This is a genomic window from Roseibium sp. JB4-4, assembly GCF_055693425.1.
Genome location: NZ_CM146333.1, coordinates 1 through 21560, shown reverse-complemented (window position 1 = coordinate 21560; position 21560 = coordinate 1). Strand labels below are relative to the sequence as shown.

Here is a 21560-nt window from a genome sequence, read left to right as displayed (position 1 = left end):
GTTCGAAGAGGAAAACAAGGACTTGCGTGCAGAACTGGAAGACCTTCGCGTTCTTTATGAAGCGACGATTGAGCATAGCGAGGCTATTGAAGACCAGCTTTCCGAGCAGTCAGAAAAACTCGAAGAGCTCTCCAGACAGCTGGCAAAATATTTGCCTCCTCAAGTCTATCAGTCCATTTTCGAGGGTCGCCAGGAAGTCAAAATCGCCTCCACGCGCAAAAAACTGACTGTCTTTTTCTCCGATATCGCAGACTTTACTGAAACCGCTGACCGATTGGAGAGCGAAGAGCTCACAAGTGTCCTCAATCAATACCTGACCGAGATGTCCAGGATCGCGTTGAAGCATGGCGCGACGATCGACAAATATGTAGGTGACGCCATCGTTATCTTCTTCGGTGATCCGGAAACGCGTGGGGTGACGGAAGACGCGCTTGCCTGCGTGAAGATGGCAATCGAGATGCGCGAACGCATGTCTGAGCTGCAGGATGTCTGGCGGCAAGCCGGGATTTCCAATCCGCTCAAATGCCGGATGGGTATCCACACCGACTACTGTACCGTAGGCAACTTCGGCAGCGATGATCGCCTGGACTATACGATCATTGGCAGAGGCGTAAACATTGCATCAAGACTAGAAGCCCTGTCTGACCCAGGTTCAATCCTGATTTCCTTTGAAACCTACTCGCAAGTGAAACAACATGTTGCCTGTACAGGCCATGGCGACGTCACGGTTAAAGGCATTGCCTACCCGGTGAACACTTTCCAGGTGGTGGGATTGAAAGACAAATCAGCTGACACGCTTGGCGCAGATCTTTCGAAAATTTCCGAAAAGCTGAATGAGCTCGCATTTGACCTGCCGAAGGAATTGGAGCCGGGCGAGCGGGAAAAACTGATCAGGACACTGCAAAACGCAGTGGATCGGCTGAAGTCATCTGGCGAATGATCTGACGGCCACGGAGGTTGGCAAATCAACCACGGTCTTTTCTCAATTTGTCCCAGTATTCCAAACGCTTTTTGAGCTCACGTTCGAATCCACGTTGCGGCGGATCGTAGTAAGTCTGCCGCCCAATTTTTTCAGGAAAGTAGTCCTGGCCGGAAAATCCATCTGGGGCGTCATGATCGTAGCTGTACCCCTCACCGTAGCCTTCTTCCTTCATCAGCTTGGTGGGTGCATTGAGGATGTGTTTGGGCGGAAGCAGCGAGCCGCTGGATTTGGCTGAACGCATTGCAGCTTTATAGGCGACATACGCGCCGTTGGACTTTGGCGCTGTGGCGAGGTAGATGACAGCCTGCGCGAGAGCCAGTTCACCTTCTGGAGATCCCAGCATCTGATAGGCATCGCGGGCCGCATTCGCCTGTACCAGCGCATTGGGGTCTGCAAGACCAATGTCCTCCACCGCCATGCGGATCAAGCGTCGGGCAAGATACATGGGATCTTCGCCACCATCGAGCATGCGGCAGAACCAGTAAAGCGAGGCGTCTGGATCCGACCCGCGCACCGATTTATGCAGCGCTGAGATCAGATTGTAGTGACCGTCCGCACTCTTGTCGTAGATCGGTGCGCGACGTTGCACAATCTGCTGCAAACGTTCCGCGTCGAAGACTTCATCTATATCGGCGGCCCGCCATACATCCTCAGCCAGCGTCAGTGCGGATCGGCCATCACCATCGGCCATGCGGATGAGCACTTGCCGGGCCTCTGCATCAAGCGGCAGGTCCTTATCTTCAGTCTCCTCCGCCCTGGTCAGAAGTTTTTCAATAGCATCGCCCGACAGGGACTGAAACGTCATGACATGCGAGCGCGACAGGAGCGCTGCGTTCAACTCAAATGAAGGGTTCTCGGTGGTGGCTCCGACCAGCGTAATCGTACCGTCTTCCATGACAGGCAGAAAACTGTCCTGTTGGGCACGATTGAAGCGATGGATCTCGTCCACGAACAAAAGCGTCGCGCGTCCGCCCATGCGCCGTGCCCTGGCAGCCTCGAAGACTTTCTTCAGTTCAGAAACACCGGAGAAGATCGCAGAGATCTGTTCAAAGGCAAGATCAGTCTCGTTGGCCAACAGGCGTGCAATTGTGGTTTTACCTGTCCCTGGAGGTCCCCAAAATATCAGTGACCCAAGCGTGCGCGTCTTGAGCATCCTGGACAATGTGCCCTCAGAACCCAACAAGTGATCCTGGCCGACAACATCTGCCAGCTTTGCCGGACGCATTCTGTCGGCTAAAGGGCGAGGGCCGGACTGTGCCAGGCCCGAAGCTTCGAACAGATCGCTCAAAAGGACGACTACCTCAAGATAAGCTGGGACACCTTGCCATCGCGTTCGATCTCAAGCCGCCAAACCCGCGGGGGTGTTTTGGTCACGGTTTCCAGCATCCGCGTGCTTTCAACAACCTGCTCGTTGATACCGCGAACGACATCTCCAGGACGCAAGCCCACCTGATTTGCTGTGCTTCCCCGCCGCACGGCGGTGATCACCACACCCTCAAAGACACCTTCCAAGCCGATTTCAGTCGAGACGGCTGGGGAAAGGTTCATGACTGTTGCCCCTTCGAACGGCGAAAACTCGACGAGCTCTCGCGTATCCCGCGGCACTGTCTCCGGAGCCGGCACCAGGGATATTGGCAAGGCTATTTCCTTGCCGCCACGGATAATCATGAACTCGGTTTCATCACCGATCATCTTGGTCGCAAAGCGATAGCCGAAGGAATTCGGATCGGTGACCTCCTTGCCACCAATGGCGACAACGAGGTCGCTCACTTGCAGCCCGGCATCCTGTGCCGGCGACTCGTCGAAAACGGCGGTCACCAATACTCCGCGCGGACGATCGAGTGACAGAGCTTCGGCAATCTCCGAATTGACCATCTGTACGGTCGCGCCGAGCCAGGGCCGTTGGACCTTGCCGCCTTGATCAGCTGCACGCGCAACGAACCTTGCCATATGGGCAGGGATCGCAAAACCAATTCCGTTGGAACCGCCAGAGCGGGAAAAAATAGCGGTGTTGATCCCGACAAGCTTCCCCTCCATATCCACCAGCGCTCCACCGGAATTGCCCGGATTGATCGCGGCATCCGTCTGGATGAAAAACTGGAAATCTGTAACACCGACCTGGGTGCGGGCCGTCGCAGACACGATGCCCTGTGTCACGGTCTGCCCGACCCCGAAAGGGTTGCCGATGGCAAGCACAATATCTCCAACCTCGAGACTGTCGGACTCGGCAAAGGTCGTATGATCAAAGGGGCCCTCGCCCTTTATCTTTAAAACTGCAAGATCGGTTCGTTCATCCAGCAAAACGATTTCCGCATCGAATTCGCGCCTGTCACTAAGTGCGACGCGGACTTCATCTGCATCCTTGATGACATGATGATTGGTGATGACGGTTCCGTCCCGGCTGATGATCACGCCGGACCCGAGGGAGGATTCCACCCGCTCGCGCGGACGATCAAAACCACCACCGCCCGGCTGGCCGAAAAATCGTCTGAAAAAAGGGTCGTCAAAGAACGGTGATACACGCCGCTGCTGTACGACCTTGCGACTGGCATAGACGTTGACGACGGCCGGAGCGACGTTTTTCACAATCGGTGCGAAAGACAGCTTTATCTGCGTTTCGCTTTGTGGAACCAGCCTGAGGTCAGCGGGGGTTGTTGGTGTGGTCTGGGCGAATGCGCTCACAGACCAAAGGCCCAAAAACCCTGTCAGAACTAAGCACAACAGTCTTGTCGTTTTAAAGGTTTGTGCCAGGCGCATGCCATGCCCTCATTTCAGATCTCGTCAGGTTGAATGCCGATACATGGCAGATAGGGTGGAACAGAGGCAAATACAAAAGCAAAAAGCCGCCGGAAATCCGGCGGCTTTCGATCAAAATACGGTGTTTGATCAGGCAGAACGAACCTGATCAAGGAAGCTGCGGACTTCGGTGTCCAGCTGCTCAGCCTCCGAGGCCATGTCGCCAGCTTCATCTGTGAAGTTCTGAGCGGCCATGTTTGTGTCGTTGGAAAGTGAGGCAACGTTTCGAATGTCCTCAACCACCTTGGATGTTCCACCAGCTGCACGTTGCGTATTCTCTGCAATGCCTTGCGTCGCATAGCTTTGCTCGGTCACCGCAGCCGCGACTTCACTGACTGATTGCGTGATGTCGTCAATCGTTTTTTGAATATCGCCAATTGCTCCAACGGCATCGTCCGTCGCTCCGCGGATCGCATCGATCTGCTGCTGGATTTCACCGGTCGCCTTGCCTGTCTGGGCGGCAAGGTCCTTGACTTCGGATGCCACGACCGCAAAGCCCTTGCCCGCCTCACCGGCGCGCGCAGCCTCGATGGTCGCGTTCAGAGCCAGCAGGTTGGTTTGGTCTGCGATGTCAGAGATGAGCGTGACCACTTCTCCAATCCGGTTCGCAGCTTCAGCAAGCGACCTAACGGTCTCGTTGGTGGTCTCCGCGCGCTTTGTCGCTTCAGCAGCCACACCGGACGACCGTTCAATCAGAGTGGAGATTTCCTGGATCGAACTGGAAAGCTGATCGGATGCAGCTGCAATCGATTCCACCTCGGCGAGCGTGCCTTCTGACATCTCCGCAGCATTGGTGGAAGTTTCTCCGGCGCTATCAGTCATGCTGCGCATGTTGTTAGCACTTTCACGGAGCTTCGTTGCAGAACGGGCAACCTTGTCGACCACAGTGCCGACAGTCGCTTCGAAGTCACCAGCCAGACTTGCAAGCATTTCCTGGCGCTGCGCTGCCTGACGTTGAGCTTCGTCGGCTTCTTCTGCAGCCCTCCGTTCGTTTTCGTCTGCTGCATTCTGACGGATTTGCAGGACGGCTCTGCCGATATCGCCAATTTCGTCTTTGCGTTTCGCTGCCTTGATTTCAGCACCAAGATCACCGGACGCAATCGCATTGAGAGCACCAACCAGTGTGGTCAGCGGTCCAGTGATCGAACGGGAGAAGAACAGTGCGATGACGGCGGCAACCGCAATGGTCACCAAGGACCAAATGAACATTTGATCGCGCATGTTGGTGACTGCAGAAAGCGTCTCTTCAACGCTCTTTTCTGCAACGATTGCCCAGTTCTGGCCCTGGAAGGACAGCGGACGTGCGACCATAAGATCCGCAACGCCGTCAGCACCGGTTACGATATCGGCAGCTTCCGAGCCGTTTGCCGCTTCACGAGCCGGAGCTGCATCCACAGTTGCGCTCAAAGCAGTCGGCGAACCGGCAAGTGGCATATCACTGAGAACCAGCCCGTCCTCATCGATGACGTAAACCTGGCCTGTGTTGCCAAGATCTTCGCGCCCTGCAACGATCTTGTTCAAGAACTTGGTGTTCAACCGGACGACAGCCACCCCGTTCAGACTGACGGACCCGAAGGAATTCATATAGACCGGAGAAGCAAGAAACAGTGTCCCTTCGCTACCTGCAGGGCCATAAGCTTCAAACCCCGTTGCGGCGACTTTGCCCTCTTCAAGCTCTTTTGCAGCGTTGAAGACAGCTTCAAGACCCGTTCCGTCGGCAGCACTTCCTTCGCCCAGTTTTGAGAGGAATTCATCCCCTTTGGTGACGGAGTAAAGAATGAGGCCTGAAGGATCAATCAGATAGACATCTGCATATCCGCCGTTTTTCCAGACATTGTAAAAGGCTGGATGCGCTTCCGAGTGACGCCAGGCATACATGGTCTTTTGCTCAGCACCGGTCAGCTGGGCACGCTCTTCAGCTGACTGCGGAGCGTGGAAAAGGCTCAGAATCTCTTCTTTTTCCTTTTCAAGGTTCATGGTCGCATTGCCAAGGTTGCTGATGGGGTCAGCGACACTGGAGGCAAGATTGACAATTTCCGCCTCGACGGTGTCCAGCTTCGCGTCGAGCAGTGCTGACCTGGCTGTGATAACCATTCCAAGTTCAGCTTCAGCTGCTTTCTGCAGACCGTCTTTACCGGTCATATAACCGATCACACCAACCGCTGCACAGGCAGCGACAGTGATCACAATCATCAATGCAGGAATGACAAAGGAAAGACGAAGAGAAGGCCCAGCCTTCTTCGATCCCGATTTCTTGTTGCCGATCACAATAATTCTCCCCAGCCCCGAATCCATCTCCAGGAGGCTGAGGAAAGATAGGCTTGAGTTTCTTAAATCATTGATAATCGGCAATTATACTATTTGTATGCTGCAGAAAAGTATTTGAAGATGTTTCATTTAAAGAAAAAGGCGGGCTAATGCCCGCCTTTCAGTATTCGCCATGAAAACCCAACTTACGCTGCGTTTTCAGTTGCTTCTTCTGCTTCAGTGCGAGCGCGGTCGTCTGCACCGCGCGCTTCCGGATCCCGGTCGACGAGCTCGATGACTGCCATCGGAGCATTGTCACCATAGCGGAAACCGGCTTTCAAGACGCGGGAATACCCCCCGTTGCGATCCTTGTAACGCTCGCCAAGCGTCTCAAACAGCTTGGCAACCATGGCTGTATCGCGGATCTGCGAGATAGCCTGGCGGCGTGCATGAAGATCACCGCGCTTGCCCAGGGTGATGAGCTTGTCGATGATCGGCTTCATTTCTTTGGCCTTCGGCAGGGTCGTGACGATCTGCTCGTGCTTGATCAGCGACGCTGCCATGTTTGCGAACATAGCCTTGCGGTGGCTAGAAGTCCGATTGAGCTTGCGGCCGGCTTTACCGTGGCGCATGGCCCTCTCCTTTTTCTATCGGGAAGTCTGCTCTGTTTCTGTCAAGAGCACTTGCCCGGTGGTTCCCTAAAGGACGCTTGCGCCCTTAATACTGATGGTCTTCGTAGCGCTTGGCGAGATCGTCGATGTTCTCAGGCGGCCAGTTGGCAACTTCCATGCCGAGATGGAGACCCATCTGAGCGAGAACTTCTTTGATTTCGTTGAGCGACTTGCGGCCGAAATTCGGTGTCCGCAGCATTTCCGCTTCGGTCTTCTGAATGAGATCGCCAATATACACGATATTGTCGTTCTTCAGGCAGTTTGCAGACCGGACAGACAGCTCCAGCTCGTCGACTTTCTTCAATAGCGCCGGGTTGAAAGCCAGTTCCGGGACAGTGTCCTCGGCGACTTCGCGTTGCGGCTCTTCGAAGTTGACGAAGATGGAAAGCTGATCCTGCAGAATACGCGCTGCGAAAGCCACGGCATCATCCGGCTTGACGGAACCATCGGTTTCGACGGTCAGGGTCAGCTTGTCATAGTCAAGAACCTGGCCTTCACGGGTGTTTTCCACCTTGTAGGAGACCTTCTTGACCGGTGAGTAAAGACTGTCGACCGGGATCAATCCGATCGGAGCATCTTCCGGCCGGTTGCGGTCGGAAGAATGGTAGCCTTTACCGGTGTTGACGGTGAATTCCATGCGGATTTCAGCGCCTTCGTCGAGTGTGCAGAGAACCAGTTCCGGGTTGAGCACTTCTACGTCGCCGACTGTCTGAATATCACCAGCTGTCACAACACCTGGACCCTGCTTGCGCACAACCATGCGCTTGGGACCTTCGCCTTCCATGCGGATGGCGATTTCCTTGATGTTGAGTACGATGTCGGTGACATCTTCCCGGACACCCGGGATCGACGAGAACTCATGCAGAACGCCGTCGATCTGAACCGCTGTTACCGCCGCCCCTTGCAGGGAAGACAGAAGAATACGGCGCAGGGCGTTGCCCAGTGTCAGGCCGTAGCCACGCTCGAGCGGCTCGGCAACAACCGTTGCCAAGAAGCGCGGATCATCACCCGGCTTGATCTCGAGTTTGGTCGGCTTGATCAGTTCCTGCCAATTTTTTTGAATGGTCACGTTTGCGTCCCTTCGGCTATCCCGCCCGGCTCTGCGGCCAGGCTATTCTTTGCCATTTGGAGAAACAGGTACCTAAGACTGAATAAGCCTTAGACGCGGCGGCGCTTGCGCGGACGGCAGCCATTGTGCGGTATCGGCGTCACGTCACGGATGGACGTGATCAGGAAACCGGCGGCTTGCAGTGCACGCAGAGCGGATTCACGGCCGGAACCCGGACCGCGCACTTCAACTTCGAGAGTGCGCATGCCGTGCTCGGCAGCTTTCTTCGCAGCATCTTCAGCAGCAACCTGAGCCGCATACGGCGTGGACTTACGAGAGCCCTTGAAGCCAAGCGCACCAGCGGAAGACCAGGAAATAGCATTGCCCTGGGCGTCCGTGATCGTGATCATCGTGTTGTTGAATGTCGAGTTCACATGCGCAACGCCAGACGAGATGTTCTTGCGTTCGCGGCGACGCACGCGCGTCGTATCTTTAGCCATTTTGTTGTCCTTGTTTTGATCTCGTCACTGCCGTAATGCCGGCAGCTCCACCACCAATCGCGGAGTGTTGATTATTTCTTCTTACCTGCGATCGGTTTCGCCGGACCCTTGCGGGTACGTGCGTTTGTATGCGTCCGCTGACCGCGAACCGGCAGGCCGCGGCGGTGACGCAGGCCGCGGTAGCAGCCAAGATCCATCAGACGCTTGATGTTCATTGCAGTATCACGGCGAAGGTCACCTTCAACCATGTAGTCACGGTCGATGGTTTCGCGGATCTGCAGAACTTCTGCATCGGAGAGTTCATTCACACGGCGGGAAGCGTCGATGTTGTTTTTTTCAACGATTTCCTGGGCAAATTTTTTGCCAATGCCGTGAATGTACTGAAGCGCGATGACAACGCGCTTGTTCGTCGGGATGTTAACGCCAGCAATACGTGCCACGTTTGTCTCCATGTTAAGCGGCAGAACCTGAGGTGCCGTCCGCAGTGGGTAGTGCCCGCGTCCGGTGGAGTCCGGCCCTTGCGGGTATGAAAATGCCGGGGTGGCCCCGGCACAGAGAATGCCGGTCCCACGTCCATGGAACCGGCTCAACTGTAAGATAGAGCGCGTCGTTTACCGGCTCTAAACCCTTTCGTCAAGACCTTGAAGTACGGAATCTATAGACGCTGCAACTTCTTCAATGGATTGCATTCCATCGATGACATGAAGCAGGCCTGTCTTCTCGTAATAAGGCACAACAACGGCGGTATCGCGGTTATATGCTTCGAGCCTTTGTTTGAAGACAATCGGATCATCATCCTTGCGAACCGGCTCGCCGGCTGCTTTGGCATCTTCAGCACGTTTCACGATACGATCAACGAGTTTGGTCTGGTCGACACGCAGCTCAATGACGGCATCTACTTTGTAGCTGCCTGCCTGGAGCATTTCATCAAGCGCCTCAGCCTGTGCGACGGTGCGCGGGAAGCCGTCAAGAATGAAACCATTCTTGGCATCGTCTTCTGCGATCCGGTCGCGGATAATTCCGACGACGATCTCGTCAGAGACGAGCCCGCCGGAATCCATCACTTCCTTGGCTTTGAGGCCGACCGGGGTCTGGGCAGCTACGGCGGCCCGAAGCATGTCTCCCGTGGAGAGCTGCGGTATGCCGTATTTTTCAACAAGCCGAATGGCCTGCGTTCCCTTCCCCGCTCCTGGCGGTCCTACCAGAATTAGCCTCATCTACGTTTCCCCCTGAGTTTCGCTTTCTTCACGAGCCCCTCGTACTGATGTGCAAGCAAGTGGCCCTGGATCTGCGATACGGTATCCATTGTCACGCTAACAACAATTAGCAAAGAGGTGCCCCCGAAGTAAAACGGAACGCCAGTGGCCGATATTAGGAATTCGGGTAATAGACAAACGACGGTGATGTAGAGCGCACCAACAACCGTGATGCGTGTGAGCACATGGTCGATATATTGCGCAGTGCGTTCGCCAGGACGAATACCTGGGATGAAACCGCCGTGTTTCTTCAGGTTGTCGGCCGTGTCACTCGGGTTGAACACGATCGCCGTATAGAAGAAACAGAAGAAAATGATCATGGCAGCATAAAACACCATGAACAGCGGCTGTCCGTGTCCAAGAGCCGCGGTGATGTATGTCAGCCATTCATTGCCGCTGCCTTGTCCAAAACCGGAGAGGGTTGCCGGTACGAGCAGCAGGGACGACGCGAAGATCGGCGGAATGACACCCGCGGTGTTCAACTTCAACGGCAGGAACGAGGTGTTGCCCTCAAACATGCGGTTGCCCATCTGCCGCTTCGGATACTGGATCAGAAGGCGACGCTGCGCACGCTCCATGAAGACGATGAACGCAATAACCACAACGGCCAGGATGATGACCGCCAGAATGATGCCGGTTGCCAGGGAGCCCTGACGTCCAAGCTCAAGTGTCTGTACGACCGCTGAAGGCAGACCGGCGACAATGCCGGCAAAGATGATCAGCGAAATACCGTTGCCGATGCCGCGCGACGTGATCTGTTCACCAAGCCACATCAGGAACATGGTGCCGCCGACAAGCGTGATCACGGTGGATGCACGGAAGAACCAGCCCGGATCGGTAACCACATTGGTTGCGCCTTCAAGCCCAACGGCAATGCCGTAGGCCTGAAACGCCGCCAGAATGACGGTTCCGTACCTGGTGTACTGGTTGATGACCTTGCGGCCCTGCTCGCCTTCCTTCTTCAGCTGCTCAAGCGTCGGTACGACCGTCGTCATCAGCTGCATGATAATGGAAGCGGAAATATACGGCATGATGCCGAGGGCGAAAATCGCCATCCGCTCGACCGCACCACCGGCGAACATGTTGAACATGCCGATAATGCCTTGCTGCGCCTGATCAAAGGCTTGCGCAAAGGCTACCGGATTGATGCCGGGCATCGGAATGTAAGTGCCCAGTCGATAAACCAAAAGCGCCCCTAGCGTGAACCAGATGCGCTTTTTGAGCTCTTCAGCCTTGGCGAAAGCTGAGAAATTTAGATTTGACGCCAGTTGCTCGGCGGCCGATGCCATGCCCTACTCCGGTCAGATGCTTGCCCAAAAATGGGAAAAGCCCAGGCTGTTAAGCCTGAGCTCCCAGAACGGCAACCTTGCCGCCCGCTTTTTCGATCGCAGCCACAGCGCCCTTGGAGGCACCGGCCACTTCAAATGTCACTGCAACGGTGAGTTCACCGTTTGCAACGATGCGCACGCCATCACGGATCCGTTTGACGACGCCAGCTGCTTTGAGGGCTTCGGCGGTCACGGTTTCGGATGCGTTCAATTTGCCGGCATCAATCGCCTTCTGAACACGGCCAACGGACACAGTATTGAAGTCCTTGGCAAAAATGTTCGTGAAGCCGCGTTTCGGCAAACGGCGGTGAAGCGGCATCTGACCGCCTTCAAAGCCTTTGATAGCGACGCCGGAACGGGATTTCTGACCTTTGACACCACGGCCGCCGGTCTTGCCCTTGCCAGAACCGATACCGCGTCCAACGCGGGTGCGCTCTGGTGTTGCGCCTTCGTTGTCACGAAGTTCGTTGAGCTTCATGTTTTCTCTCCTCACCCCGTTCTTATGCGTTGTCTTCGACGACGCGAACGAGATGCTGGACCTTATTGATCATGCCGCGCACTTCAGGAGTATCCTTCAGCGTGGAACGGCGGTGCATCTTGTTCAGGCCAAGACCGACAAGCGTCGCGCGCTGGTCCTTAGGACGGCGCAGCGGGCTGCCGATCTGTTCGACCGTAACAGTCTTTTCGGTGTTCGCCATGGAACCTACCCTCTTTCAGCTGGGGACCGGAGCCGCTAAGGTCAAGCCTCAGCGGCAGCCGGAGCCGCCTCATCGTTGTTGTCACGACGCCGCGACTGCAGCACAGAGACCTTGAGGCCACGGCGAGCTGCGACGGAGCGCGGGCTGTCTTCTTTGGTCAGCGCAGCAAAAGTTGCACGAACCATGTTGTAGGGGTTGGAGGTCCCCAGCGACTTTGCCACAACGTCCTGAACGCCAAGCGTTTCAAAGACAGCACGCATCGGGCCACCTGCGATGATACCCGTACCTGCCGGTGCAGCGCGCAGCAGAACCTTGCCCGCACCGTGACGGCCTTCCACATCGTGGTGAAGGGTCCGGCCTTCGCGCAGCGGCACACGGATCATGGTGCGCTTTGCAGCTTCAGTTGCTTTCCGGATGGCTTCCGGCACTTCACGCGCCTTGCCATGACCGAAGCCGACACGGCCCTTCTGATCACCAACCACTACCAGAGCGGCGAAGCCGAAACGACGGCCACCCTTGACCACTTTGGCAACGCGGTTGATGTGAACGAGCTTGTCGACGAATTCGCTGTCTCGCTCGTCGCGATCGCGATTTTCTTGTCTCGCCATTTTATACGTCTTCCGTTCTTAAGAGCGCCAACGGGCGCTGGTCAGAATTCAAGTCCACCTTCGCGGGCCGCATCGGCAAGCGCTTTGACACGCCCATGATACATGTACCCACCCCGGTCGAACACGACCTGCTTGATGCCGGCGGCGACTGCGCGCTCGGCCACAAGCTTGCCGACGGCAGCAGCTGCTGCGACATCGGCGCCCGTTTTCAGGCTGCCCTTGAGATCTGTTTCGATCGTTGATGCAGAGGCAATTGTATGCCCCTTCGCGTCGTCAATGATCTGGGCGTAGATCTGCTTCGACGAGCGGAAGATAGAAAGGCGCGGACGTCCGCCGGCGGCTTTCCTGATCGAACGACGCACGCGATCGCGGCGGCGCTCGAAAGCTTGTTTGCTGTTCGCCATGATCCAGGTCCGTTACTTCTTCTTGCCTTCTTTGCGGACGATGAACTCGTCTGCATAACGTACGCCTTTGCCTTTGTAAGGCTCCGGCGGGCGGAATTCACGGATTTCAGCAGCCACCTGGCCGACACGCTGTTTGTCGGTTCCGGTGATGTTGATTTCCGTCGGTTTCGGGCATTTGATATCGATGCCTTCCGGGATCGGATAGACGACGTCATGCGAGAAACCAAGCGCCAGCTGAAGGTTTTGACCCTGGACCTGTGCACGGTAACCGACACCGGTAATCGCGAGGTCCTTTTTGAAACCATCGGTTACACCGGTAATCAGGTTCGACACCATGGTACGGCTCATACCCCACATGGAGCGAGCCGGCTTGGTGTTGTTACGCGGATCGATTTTGATCCCGTCATCTGTCATTTCGGCCAGAACAAGATCATTGAGCACAAAAGACTTTTCGCCTTTCGGGCCCTTGATCGTAACCATCTGACCGTCGATCGATGCCGTTACCCCGCTTGGCACGGGGACTGGCTTTTTGCCAATACGAGACATGTGACCAACCTTGTCGTTGTTTTAACAATGAGGATGCCGCATCAGAAGACGCGACAAAGAACCTCACCACCTACGTTTTCTTCCCGCGCCTGATGGTCGCTCATGACACCGCGCGGAGTCGAAATAATCGACACGCCCAGCCCATTAGAGACATGCGGGATGTTTTTCACCGAGGAGTACACACGGCGGCCCGGTTTGGACACACGTTCAATCGTGCGGATAACCGGTTCACCGTCGAAATACTTCAGTTCGATTTCCAACTCGGACTTGCCGCCCTCGTAGTCAACCGATGTGTAGCCACGGATGTAACCCTCTTTTGCAAGCACATCAAGTACGTGTGCACGCAATTTGGATTTTGGTGAGCTGACCTTGCTCTTGCGGCGCAATTGCGCGTTACGGATGCGGGTCAGCATATCCCCCAACGGATCAGAAATTGCCATCGGAGTTTCTCCTTACCAGCTCGACTTGACCAGGCCCGGGATCTTACCCAGGGAACCCAGTTCACGAAGCGCAATACGCGACATCTTCAGCTTGCGGTAAAAACCGCGCGGACGGCCGGACACTTCGCAACGGTTGCGAACGCGGTTCGGCGCGGAGTTCCGCGGCAGTTTTGCCAGCTTCAGGCGGGCGTTGTAACGCTCTTCCAGAGACAGGCTATCATCTTTAGCCATTGCCTTCAGAGCGGTGCGCTTCTCAGCGTATTTCTTGACAAGCTTCTCGCGGCGCTTGTTTTTCTCGATTGCGCTTTTCTTCGCCATCGTCGTTCCCTTCCTTGCCCGTTACTTCGTGAACGGGAAGTTGAACGCGCGCAGAAGCTCGCGCGCCTCGTCATCCGTCGATGCGGTCGTGCAAACGATCACGTCCATGCCCCAAATCTGGTCGACCTTGTCGTACTCGATTTCCGGGAACACGATGTGCTCTTTGATGCCCATGGCATAGTTTCCGCGACCGTCGAAGCTCTTCGGGTTCAGACCACGGAAGTCACGAACGCGCGGAAGCGCGATGGTGATCAGACGGTCCATGAACTCGTACATCTGCTGGCGGCGCAGGGTCACCTTGGAACCAAGCGGCATGCCTTCACGCACTTTGAAAGTCGCGATGGATTTCTTTGCCTTGGTAATGACCGGCTTCTGACCGGCGATTGCTGCCAGGTCTTCTGCTGCGATGCGCGCTTTCTTGGAATCGCCAACTGCCTCACCGACACCGATGTTCAGGACGATTTTTTCCAGTTTCGGTACCTGCATAACGTTCTGGTACTGAAACTTTTCAAGAAGCTGCTTGCGCACGACTTCTTCGTAATGCGTCCGGAGACGCGGCACATTAGTGGACTCAGCCATCGATCAGGTCTCCCGAACGCTTGGCCACACGAACCTTGGTGCCATCGTCCTGCACTTTGAAGCCGACGCGTGTCGCCTTGCCGTCCTTCGGATCAACCAGGGAGACGTTGGAAAGATGAATCGGTGCTTCCTTAGCAACGATGCCAGCTTCCTGGGTCTGGGTCTGCTTCTGGTGGCGGCGAACCATGTTGATGCCACGGACCAGGGCCTTGTTATCGGCGAGAAGCATCTTGATGACTTCGCCGGACTTACCCTTGTCACGGCCGGTCAGTACGACCACCGTGTCGCCTTTTTTAATTTTCGCAGCCATCAGAGCACCTCCGGCGCGAGCGAAATGATTTTCATATGGTTTTTTGCACGGAGTTCGCGCGGCACCGGACCAAAGATACGGGTGCCGACCGGCTCCTTATTGTTGTTGATCAGCACGGCCGCATTGCGGTCGAACCGGATCACGCTGCCATCGGGACGGCGGATATCCTTTGCCGTGCGCACGACGACAGCCTTCATCACGTCGCCCTTTTTGACGCGCCCCCGCGGAATAGCCTCTTTGACGGAGACAACGATAATGTCGCCGACCTGGGCATATTTACGCTTGGAGCCGCCGAGCACTTTGATGCACATGACACGACGCGCGCCGGAATTGTCGGCGACGTCGAGGTTTGTTTGCATCTGAATCATGACTGGCTGCCTTGTTCTTCTATTGGCGCTCGAATGACGGGCGCCTGATGCTCACTTGATCGGAGCGTGGTCACTGAGCGACCACAGTCCAACGTTTGTTTTTCGAGATCGGCGCGCACTCTTCGATCTGAACAGAGTCGCCAACCTTGTATTGGTTGCCTTCATCGTGTGCGCGGTACTTTTTGGTCCGGCGCACAGTCTTTTTCAGCAGTGGGTGTGTGAAGCGACGCTCCACATTCACCGTCACCGTCTTGTCATTGGCGTCGCTGACAACGGTGCCCTGCAGGATACGCTTCGGCATTGCCGTCTCCTTACGCGTTCGCCGTCACACGCTTTTCGCGCATGATCGTCTGGATACGCGCGATGTCCCGGCGGATCTGCCGGACACGCGCAGTGTTTTCGAGCTGACCCGTCGCCTTCTGAAAACGCAGGTTAAACTGCTCCTTCTTCAGACCTTCGAGTTCCGTGCGGAGCTCATCAACGGTTTTTGCCCGTACTTCGGTCGCCTTCATGGCATTAACTCCTCGACTGCCTTACTCGCCGATACGCTGAACGAACCGGCATTTGATCGGCAGTTTGGCAGCAGCAAGACGCATCGCTTCACGCGCAATGTCTTCCGACACACCATCAACTTCAAACATGATCCGGCCCGGCTTGACGCGGCAAGCCCAGTAATCCGGAGAACCCTTACCCTTACCCATGCGGACTTCAGCAGGCTTCGAAGAAACCGGAACGTCCGGGAAGATACGGATCCAAACACGACCCGCACGTTTCATGTGGCGGGTCATAGCACGACGGGCCGCTTCGATCTGACGTGCAGTAACACGCTCTGGCTCCAAAGCCTTCAGACCGAATGCGCCGAAGTTGAGGTCGGTGCCTCCCTTCGACAAGCCGTGAATGCGGCCTTTGTGCTGCTTGCGGAACTTTGTGCGCTTCGGTTGCAGCATCGTTCTTCTCTCGTCTTTCTTGTCTTACGAGTGGCAGGCAGCTTGAATTAAGCTGCGCGCTCGCGGCCCCGATCCCGGCGTCCGCCGCGATCACCCTGGTTTCCCTCTGACGCAGCGCTCGCACGGCGTTCAGACGCCATTGGATCGTGTTCCAGAATTTCACCCTTGAAGATCCAGACCTTCACACCGCACACGCCATAAGCCGTGTGTGCACTGGCGACACCGTAGTCGATGTCTGCACGAAGAGTGTGGAGCGGCACGCGGCCTTCACGGTACCATTCGATACGAGCGATTTCTGCGCCACCGAGACGACCACCGCAGTTGATCCGGATGCCCTGGGCGCCGAGACGCATGGCGGACTGAACGGCCCGCTTCATGGCGCGGCGGAAGGCAACACGGCGTTCCAGCTGCTGAGCGATCGAAGCGGCAACAAGGGTCGCATCGATTTCCGGCTTGCGAACTTCAACAATGTTGATGTGCACTTCCGAATTGGTGATGTCGGCAATCTTCTTGCGAAGACGCTCGATATCAGCACCCTTTTTACCGATGACCACACCCGGACGACCGGAGTGAATGGAAACACGGCATTTTTTATGCGGGCGCTCGATAACCACTTTGGAAACAGCTGCCTGCTTAAGTTCCTTCAACAGGAACTCACGGATGCGGAAATCTTCATGAAGAAGATCGCCATATTCGTTTTTATTAGCGAACCAGCGGGAATCCCAGGTGCGGTTGATCCCAAGGCGCATGCCGATCGGATTTACTTTATGTCCCATCAGGCAGTCTCCTCAACTTCGCGCACAACGATGGTCAGGTTCGAGAAAGGCTTCTCGATCCGGCCGACGCGTCCGCGTGCACGGGCCTGGAAGCGCTTGATGACAAAAGCCTTGCCAACATGAGCCTCGGCAACCACCAGGTTGTCGATATCCAGGTCATGATTGTTTTCCGCGTTTGCAACGGCAGACATCAGGGTCTTCTTGACGTCCTGCGCGATGCGCTTGCGGGAGAATGTCAGATCCGCAATGGCGGAGCCGACTTTTTTGCCGCGGATAGCAGCCGCAACGAGGTTGAGCTTGCGCGGTGAGATGCGCAGCATGCGGGTCATTGCCCGAGCCTCGTTGTCAGCGAGCGTCCGCTCACGCTTCGGCTTGCCCATCGTTACTTCCTCTTCGCCTTCTTGTCGGCGCCGTGTCCGTAGTAGGTCCGGCTCGGAGAAAATTCACCGAACTTGTGACCAATCATCTCTTCAGACACCAGCACCGGAACGTGCTTTTGACCGTTGTAGACGCCGAAGGTCAAACCGACGAATTGCGGCAGGATCGTTGAGCGGCGGCTCCAGGTCTTGATGACCTCGTTCCGGCCGGACTCGCGAACCTTGTCAGCTTTCTTCAGCAGATACCCGTCGACAAACGGACCTTTCCAGATCGAACGTGCCACGATCCTTGTCCTTTACTTCTTACGCGCGTGACGGCTGCGGACGATAAACTTATCAGTCTGCTTATTACGCCGGGTGCGCTTACCTTTGGTCGGTTTACCCCAAGGGGTAACCGGATGACGACCGCCTGAGGTCCGGCCTTCACCACCACCGTGCGGGTGGTCGATCGGGTTCATGGCAACACCACGCGTATGCGGGCGAATACCAAGCCAGCGGGAACGGCCTGCCTTGCCGAGGTTTACGTTGGCGTGGTCCGGGTTGGACACCGCGCCAATCGAAGCCATGCATGTACCGAGCACACGGCGCTGCTCGCCTGACATCAGGCGCAACGTTGTGTAGCCTTGGTCACGGCCAACGATCTGAACGAACGCACCGGCAGAGCGAGCGATCTGGGCACCCTTGCCCGGCTTCAGTTCGATGTTGTGTACGATCGTACCGACCGGAATGCGCGACAGCGGCGCTGCGTTGCCCGGCTTGACGTCGACGTTTTCGCCAGCGGAAACAGTATCGCCAACGGCCAGACGCTGAGGCGCCAGGATGTAGCTCAACTCACCGTCTTCATAACGGATCAGCGCGATGAATGCGGTCCGGTTCGGATCGTATTCCAGGCGCTCAACCGTTGCCGGTACGTCCCACTTGCGGCGCTTGAAGTCCACAAGACGGTAGGACCGCTTGTGACCGCCACCACGGTTCGGTGAGGTCAGGCGACCGGTGTTGTTACGACCACCCTTCTTGGACAGGCCTTCGGTCAAAGTCTTGACCGGCTTGCCTTTGTACAGACCAGAGCGGTCAACCTGAACAAGCTGACGGCGACCTGGGGACGTCGGGTTGAATGTCTTAAGTGCCATTTTTCTTAAGTCCCCGTCTTAGAGCCCGGTGGTCACGTCGATTGCGTGACCTTCCTGCAGCGTAACGACGGCCTTTTTGAAGTCAGACTGACGGCCAAGACGTCCGCGGAAGCGTTTGACCTTGCCCTTGCGGACGAGAGTGTTCACTGCCGTGACCTTGACACCGAACAGCGCTTCGACTGCGGCCTTGATTTCCGGCTTCGTTGCATCGTTAGCAACTTTGAAGACAACCTTGTTCTCTTCAGAAGCCATCGTCGACTTTTCGGTGATTACCGGGCCGACGATCTTGTCGTAGTGAGGAAGATTGCTCATTTGAAGCGCTCCTCAAGTGCGGACACCGCGGCCTTGGTCAACACGAGAGTGTTGGCCCGCAGGATGTCATATACGTTGATGCCCTGAACCGGCAGTACATCCACATGAGGAATGTTGCGTGAGGCCAGTGCGAAGTTGTTGTCGATTTCAGCGCCGTCAATAACCAGAGCACTCGTCAGACCAAGCTTGCTCAGCTGGTCTTTCAGGGCCTTGGTTTTTGCCTCGGCTGCCTTGGCATCCTCGACAACGACAATGCTCTCAGTTTTGGCTTTTGCCGACAGGGCATGCTTCAAACCGAGCGCACGTACCTTTTTCGGCAAATCATGGCTATGATCGCGAACGTTCGGACCGAACGCCTTGCCACCACCGCGGAACTGCGGAGCTTTCTTGTTGCCGTGACGGGCACCGCCGGAACCTTTCTGGCGAACGAATTTCTTCGTCGTGCCAGAAATATCTGCGCGCTGCAGCGTTTGGTGGGTGCCGGCCTGGCGCTTCGCCAGCTGCCAACGCACCACACGGTGGATCAAATCGGTGCGTGGCTCGAGACCGAAGATCTCGTCAGACACCGTGATCGAACCGGCCGCCCCACCTGCGAGGGTCTTGACCTGGAGTTCCATCACTCACTCTCCTTCCCGGCAGCTTCAGTCGCTTCGGTTGCCTTGAAAGCACCCGGAACCGGAACATTTTCCGGCAGCGCCTTTTTGACCGCGTCGCGGACCTGGATCCAGCCGCCCTTGGCGCCCGGAACAGAACCCTCGACCATGATCAAGCCACGCTCAACATCAGTGCGCACAACCTTCAGGTTCTGCGTGGTCACGCGGGCATCACCCATGTGACCGGCCATTTTCTTGCCCTTGAACACGCGGCCCGGATCCTGACACTGACCGGTAGAACCGTGTGAGCGGTGCGAGATCGAGTTACCGTGTGTTGCACGGCCACCACCGAAGTTGTGACGCTTCATCGCACCGGCAAAACCTTTACCAATGGAAGTGCCCGTCACATCAACGAACTGGCCTTCAACATAATGGTCTGCGGTCAGCTCAGCGCCGACGTCGATCATGTTGTCCGCGGAAACGCGGAATTCAGCCACAGTCCGCTTCGGCTCGACTTTTGCGACGGCAAAATGACCGCGCAGAGCCTTCGGCGTGTTTTTGACTTTGCGGGTACCAGCGCCAAGTTGCAGCGCAGTGTAACCATTCTTTTCTTCAGTACGGTGGGCAACCACCTGGCAGTTTTCCAGCCGCAAAACCGTGACCGGAACATGCTCGCCTGCATCATTATAGATGCGGGTCATGCCCACTTTCTGAGCGATCACTCCAGAACGCATGGATGTGTCCCCTTCGACCCGGCTTAAAGCTTGATCTCGACGTCGACACCAGCGGCAAGGTCGAGCTTCATCAGCGCGTCCACCGTCTGGGGCGTCGGATCAACGATATCGAGCAAGCGCTTGTGTGTACGCATCTCGAACTGATCGCGGCTTTTCTTATCGATGTGCGGTCCGCGAAGCACTGTGTACTTCTCGATCCGCGTCGGCAGCGGTACGGGACCCCGTACCTGAGCACCGGTCCGCTTGGCCGTATTGACGATCTCCTTAGTGGAGGCGTCCAGAATACGGTGGTCAAACGCCTTGAGGCGGATCCGGATATTCTGACCGTTCATTGTTATTGTTCCCAATAAGACTGCGGGCCTGCCCGCGTTTCGATTTGATGCACCGGCAGGCCCGGCTGTCGATTATTCAGTAATTGATGCGACGACGCCGGCGCCGACGGTACGGCCACCTTCGCGGATCGCGAAGCGCAGGCCTTCTTCCATGGCGATCGGCACGATCAGCTCAACGTCAACGGAAACGTTGTCGCCGGGCATAACCATTTCAGTGCCTTCAGGAAGGGAAACAACACCGGTCACATCAGTCGTACGGAAGTAGAACTGGGGACGGTAGTTGGTGAAGAACGGCGTATGACGGCCACCCTCTTCCTTCGTCAGGATGTAGGCTTCTGCCTTGAACTTCGTGTGCGGGGTAACTGAACCCGGCTTGCAAAGAACCTGGCCACGCTCAACGTCTTCACGGGCAACACCGCGGATCAGAGCACCGATGTTGTCGCCTGCTTCACCGCTGTCCAGCAGCTTGCGGAACATTTCAACGCCGGTAACCGTGGTCTTGGTGGTGTCCTTGATGCCGACAATCTCGACTTCTTCACCCACATTGATCACACCGCGCTCAACACGACCGGTCACAACAGTACCGCGGCCGGAGATCGAGAACACGTCTTCGATCGGCATCAGGAACGGCTGATCCTTCGGACGCTCAGGCGTCGGGATGTATTCGTCAACCTGGTTCATCAGCTCGCGGATCGCATCACGGCCAATCGCCGCATCACGGTTCTCAACAGCTGCAAGAGCAGAACCCTTGACGATCGGAATGTCGTCGCCCGGGAACTCGTAGGAAGACAGAAGCTCACGGATTTCCATCTCGACAAGCTCAAGAAGCTCTTCGTCGTCGACCTGGTCAACCTTGTTCATGAAAACAACAAGAGCCGGAACGCCAACCTGACGCGCAAGCAGGATGTGCTCACGGGTCTGCGGCATCGGGCCGTCTGCGGAAGACACAACCAGGATCCCGCCGTCCATCTGAGCAGCGCCGGTGATCATGTTCTTCACGTAGTCGGCGTGACCAGGGCAGTCAACGTGTGCGTAGTGACGGGCTTCCGTCTCATACTCAACGTGAGCCGTGGAGATCGTAATACCGCGCGCCTTTTCTTCAGGGGCACCGTCAATCTCGTCATAAGCTTTTGCTTCTGCGCCACCTGCTTCTGCAAGCGTCATGGTGATCGCAGCGGTCAGCGTCGTCTTGCCGTGGTCAACATGGCCAATCGTGCCAATGTTAACGTGCGGCTTGTTGCGCTCAAATTTTTCCTTCGC

Annotated in this window: 31 protein-coding genes and 1 pseudogene; 1 reads left to right on the top strand and 31 read right to left on the bottom strand. The window is 56.3% G+C overall.

Annotated elements, in window-relative coordinates:
- Positions 1-88 precede the first annotated feature (88 nt).
- Positions 89-940 (top strand): annotated as a pseudogene (locus ACZ1HV_RS00160) (adenylate/guanylate cyclase domain-containing protein); the annotation flags it as partial.
- A 25-nt stretch (positions 941-965) separates the two neighbouring features.
- Here the strand turns inward: ACZ1HV_RS00160 and ACZ1HV_RS00155 are convergent.
- From ACZ1HV_RS00155 to tuf, 31 genes are all read right to left on the bottom strand, one after another.
- The gene (locus ACZ1HV_RS00155; protein WP_472716951.1) at positions 966-2270 is read right to left on the bottom strand and encodes a replication-associated recombination protein A; all 1305 of its coding nucleotides are present in this window, start codon (positions 2268-2270) and stop codon (positions 966-968) included.
- An 8-nt stretch (positions 2271-2278) separates the two neighbouring features.
- Positions 2279-3739: a Do family serine endopeptidase gene (locus ACZ1HV_RS00150; protein ID WP_298820237.1), complete on the bottom strand. Its 1461-nt coding sequence runs from the start codon at positions 3737-3739 to the stop codon at positions 2279-2281.
- A 129-nt stretch (positions 3740-3868) separates the two neighbouring features.
- The gene (locus tag ACZ1HV_RS00145; RefSeq protein WP_472716950.1) at positions 3869-6046 is read right to left on the bottom strand and encodes a methyl-accepting chemotaxis protein; all 2178 of its coding nucleotides are present in this window, start codon (positions 6044-6046) and stop codon (positions 3869-3871) included.
- A 185-nt stretch (positions 6047-6231) separates the two neighbouring features.
- On the bottom strand, positions 6232-6657 hold the full coding sequence (gene rplQ, locus ACZ1HV_RS00140) for a 50S ribosomal protein L17 (RefSeq protein ID WP_472716949.1): 426 nt from the start codon (positions 6655-6657) through the stop codon (positions 6232-6234).
- Positions 6658-6742: 85 nt separating this feature from the next.
- Entirely contained in the window at positions 6743-7765 is a 1023-nt protein-coding gene (locus ACZ1HV_RS00135) for a DNA-directed RNA polymerase subunit alpha (RefSeq protein ID WP_148632511.1), read from the bottom strand.
- Positions 7766-7854: 89 nt separating this feature from the next.
- Positions 7855-8244: a 30S ribosomal protein S11 gene (rpsK, locus tag ACZ1HV_RS00130; RefSeq protein WP_006936427.1), complete on the bottom strand. Its 390-nt coding sequence runs from the start codon at positions 8242-8244 to the stop codon at positions 7855-7857.
- Positions 8245-8315: 71 nt separating this feature from the next.
- Entirely contained in the window at positions 8316-8684 is a 369-nt protein-coding gene (gene rpsM, locus ACZ1HV_RS00125) for a 30S ribosomal protein S13 (protein WP_152501386.1), read from the bottom strand.
- A gap of 180 nt (positions 8685-8864) precedes the next feature.
- The gene (locus tag ACZ1HV_RS00120; RefSeq protein ID WP_298820225.1) at positions 8865-9461 is read right to left on the bottom strand and encodes an adenylate kinase; all 597 of its coding nucleotides are present in this window, start codon (positions 9459-9461) and stop codon (positions 8865-8867) included.
- Positions 9458-10789: a preprotein translocase subunit SecY gene (gene secY / locus ACZ1HV_RS00115; RefSeq protein ID WP_298820223.1), complete on the bottom strand. Its 1332-nt coding sequence runs from the start codon at positions 10787-10789 to the stop codon at positions 9458-9460. Before secY ends, ACZ1HV_RS00120 begins: the two co-directional genes overlap by 4 nt.
- 49 nt (positions 10790-10838) lie before the next feature.
- On the bottom strand, positions 10839-11306 hold the full coding sequence (gene rplO / locus ACZ1HV_RS00110; protein ID WP_298820221.1) for a 50S ribosomal protein L15: 468 nt from the start codon (positions 11304-11306) through the stop codon (positions 10839-10841).
- Between the two features lie 22 nt (positions 11307-11328).
- Positions 11329-11526, bottom strand: a complete 198-nt coding sequence (gene rpmD / locus ACZ1HV_RS00105; RefSeq protein WP_006936433.1) for a 50S ribosomal protein L30 — start codon at positions 11524-11526, stop codon at positions 11329-11331.
- A 41-nt stretch (positions 11527-11567) separates the two neighbouring features.
- The gene (gene rpsE / locus ACZ1HV_RS00100) at positions 11568-12134 is read right to left on the bottom strand and encodes a 30S ribosomal protein S5 (protein WP_298820219.1); all 567 of its coding nucleotides are present in this window, start codon (positions 12132-12134) and stop codon (positions 11568-11570) included.
- Between the two features lie 41 nt (positions 12135-12175).
- Positions 12176-12538 (bottom strand): 50S ribosomal protein L18, encoded by a 363-nt coding sequence (gene rplR / locus ACZ1HV_RS00095; RefSeq protein ID WP_152501381.1) that lies wholly within the window; start codon positions 12536-12538, stop codon positions 12176-12178.
- 12 nt (positions 12539-12550) lie between these two features.
- Positions 12551-13084, bottom strand: a complete 534-nt coding sequence (rplF, locus tag ACZ1HV_RS00090; protein ID WP_298820216.1) for a 50S ribosomal protein L6 — start codon at positions 13082-13084, stop codon at positions 12551-12553.
- A 41-nt stretch (positions 13085-13125) separates the two neighbouring features.
- Positions 13126-13524 (bottom strand): 30S ribosomal protein S8, encoded by a 399-nt coding sequence (gene rpsH, locus ACZ1HV_RS00085; protein ID WP_152501379.1) that lies wholly within the window; start codon positions 13522-13524, stop codon positions 13126-13128.
- A 12-nt stretch (positions 13525-13536) separates the two neighbouring features.
- On the bottom strand, positions 13537-13842 hold the full coding sequence (gene rpsN / locus ACZ1HV_RS00080) for a 30S ribosomal protein S14 (protein WP_298820213.1): 306 nt from the start codon (positions 13840-13842) through the stop codon (positions 13537-13539).
- A gap of 21 nt (positions 13843-13863) precedes the next feature.
- Complete coding sequence (gene rplE / locus ACZ1HV_RS00075) at positions 13864-14421, bottom strand: 50S ribosomal protein L5 (RefSeq protein ID WP_298820211.1); 558 nt, start codon at positions 14419-14421, stop codon at positions 13864-13866.
- Entirely contained in the window at positions 14414-14731 is a 318-nt protein-coding gene (gene rplX, locus ACZ1HV_RS00070; protein WP_298820209.1) for a 50S ribosomal protein L24, read from the bottom strand. Before rplX ends, rplE begins: the two co-directional genes overlap by 8 nt.
- Positions 14731-15099: a 50S ribosomal protein L14 gene (gene rplN, locus ACZ1HV_RS00065; protein ID WP_298820207.1), complete on the bottom strand. Its 369-nt coding sequence runs from the start codon at positions 15097-15099 to the stop codon at positions 14731-14733. The genes rplX and rplN overlap by 1 nt, the downstream gene beginning before the upstream one ends.
- 70 nt (positions 15100-15169) lie before the next feature.
- Positions 15170-15400 carry a 30S ribosomal protein S17 gene (rpsQ, locus tag ACZ1HV_RS00060; RefSeq protein WP_298820206.1) on the bottom strand — a complete coding sequence of 77 codons (231 nt, stop codon included), beginning with the start codon at positions 15398-15400 and terminating at the stop codon, positions 15170-15172.
- Between the two features lie 10 nt (positions 15401-15410).
- On the bottom strand, positions 15411-15611 hold the full coding sequence (gene rpmC, locus ACZ1HV_RS00055; protein WP_152501374.1) for a 50S ribosomal protein L29: 201 nt from the start codon (positions 15609-15611) through the stop codon (positions 15411-15413).
- A 21-nt stretch (positions 15612-15632) separates the two neighbouring features.
- The gene (gene rplP / locus ACZ1HV_RS00050; protein WP_298820203.1) at positions 15633-16046 is read right to left on the bottom strand and encodes a 50S ribosomal protein L16; all 414 of its coding nucleotides are present in this window, start codon (positions 16044-16046) and stop codon (positions 15633-15635) included.
- A 47-nt stretch (positions 16047-16093) separates the two neighbouring features.
- Entirely contained in the window at positions 16094-16822 is a 729-nt protein-coding gene (gene rpsC, locus ACZ1HV_RS00045; protein WP_298820202.1) for a 30S ribosomal protein S3, read from the bottom strand.
- Positions 16822-17202, bottom strand: coding sequence for a 50S ribosomal protein L22 (gene rplV, locus ACZ1HV_RS00040; RefSeq protein ID WP_152501372.1), 381 nt, complete (start codon positions 17200-17202; stop codon positions 16822-16824). The genes rpsC and rplV overlap by 1 nt, the downstream gene beginning before the upstream one ends.
- A 2-nt stretch (positions 17203-17204) precedes the next feature.
- Positions 17205-17483 carry a 30S ribosomal protein S19 gene (gene rpsS / locus ACZ1HV_RS00035; RefSeq protein WP_022998243.1) on the bottom strand — a complete coding sequence of 93 codons (279 nt, stop codon included), beginning with the start codon at positions 17481-17483 and terminating at the stop codon, positions 17205-17207.
- 12 nt (positions 17484-17495) lie between these two features.
- Complete coding sequence (rplB, locus tag ACZ1HV_RS00030) at positions 17496-18329, bottom strand: 50S ribosomal protein L2 (protein WP_298820198.1); 834 nt, start codon at positions 18327-18329, stop codon at positions 17496-17498.
- 18 nt (positions 18330-18347) lie between these two features.
- Complete coding sequence (locus tag ACZ1HV_RS00025) at positions 18348-18641, bottom strand: 50S ribosomal protein L23 (protein WP_298820197.1); 294 nt, start codon at positions 18639-18641, stop codon at positions 18348-18350.
- Positions 18638-19258, bottom strand: coding sequence for a 50S ribosomal protein L4 (rplD, locus tag ACZ1HV_RS00020; RefSeq protein WP_298820195.1), 621 nt, complete (start codon positions 19256-19258; stop codon positions 18638-18640). The genes ACZ1HV_RS00025 and rplD overlap by 4 nt, the downstream gene beginning before the upstream one ends.
- On the bottom strand, positions 19258-19968 hold the full coding sequence (gene rplC, locus ACZ1HV_RS00015) for a 50S ribosomal protein L3 (RefSeq protein ID WP_298820193.1): 711 nt from the start codon (positions 19966-19968) through the stop codon (positions 19258-19260). Before rplC ends, rplD begins: the two co-directional genes overlap by 1 nt.
- A 23-nt stretch (positions 19969-19991) precedes the next feature.
- Entirely contained in the window at positions 19992-20300 is a 309-nt protein-coding gene (rpsJ, locus tag ACZ1HV_RS00010; RefSeq protein ID WP_006936455.1) for a 30S ribosomal protein S10, read from the bottom strand.
- Positions 20301-20372: 72 nt separating this feature from the next.
- A complete protein-coding gene (gene tuf, locus ACZ1HV_RS00005) occupies positions 20373-21464 on the bottom strand; it encodes an elongation factor Tu (protein WP_472716948.1) in 1092 nt (363 codons plus the stop codon).
- Between the last annotated feature and the right edge of the window lie 96 nt (positions 21465-21560).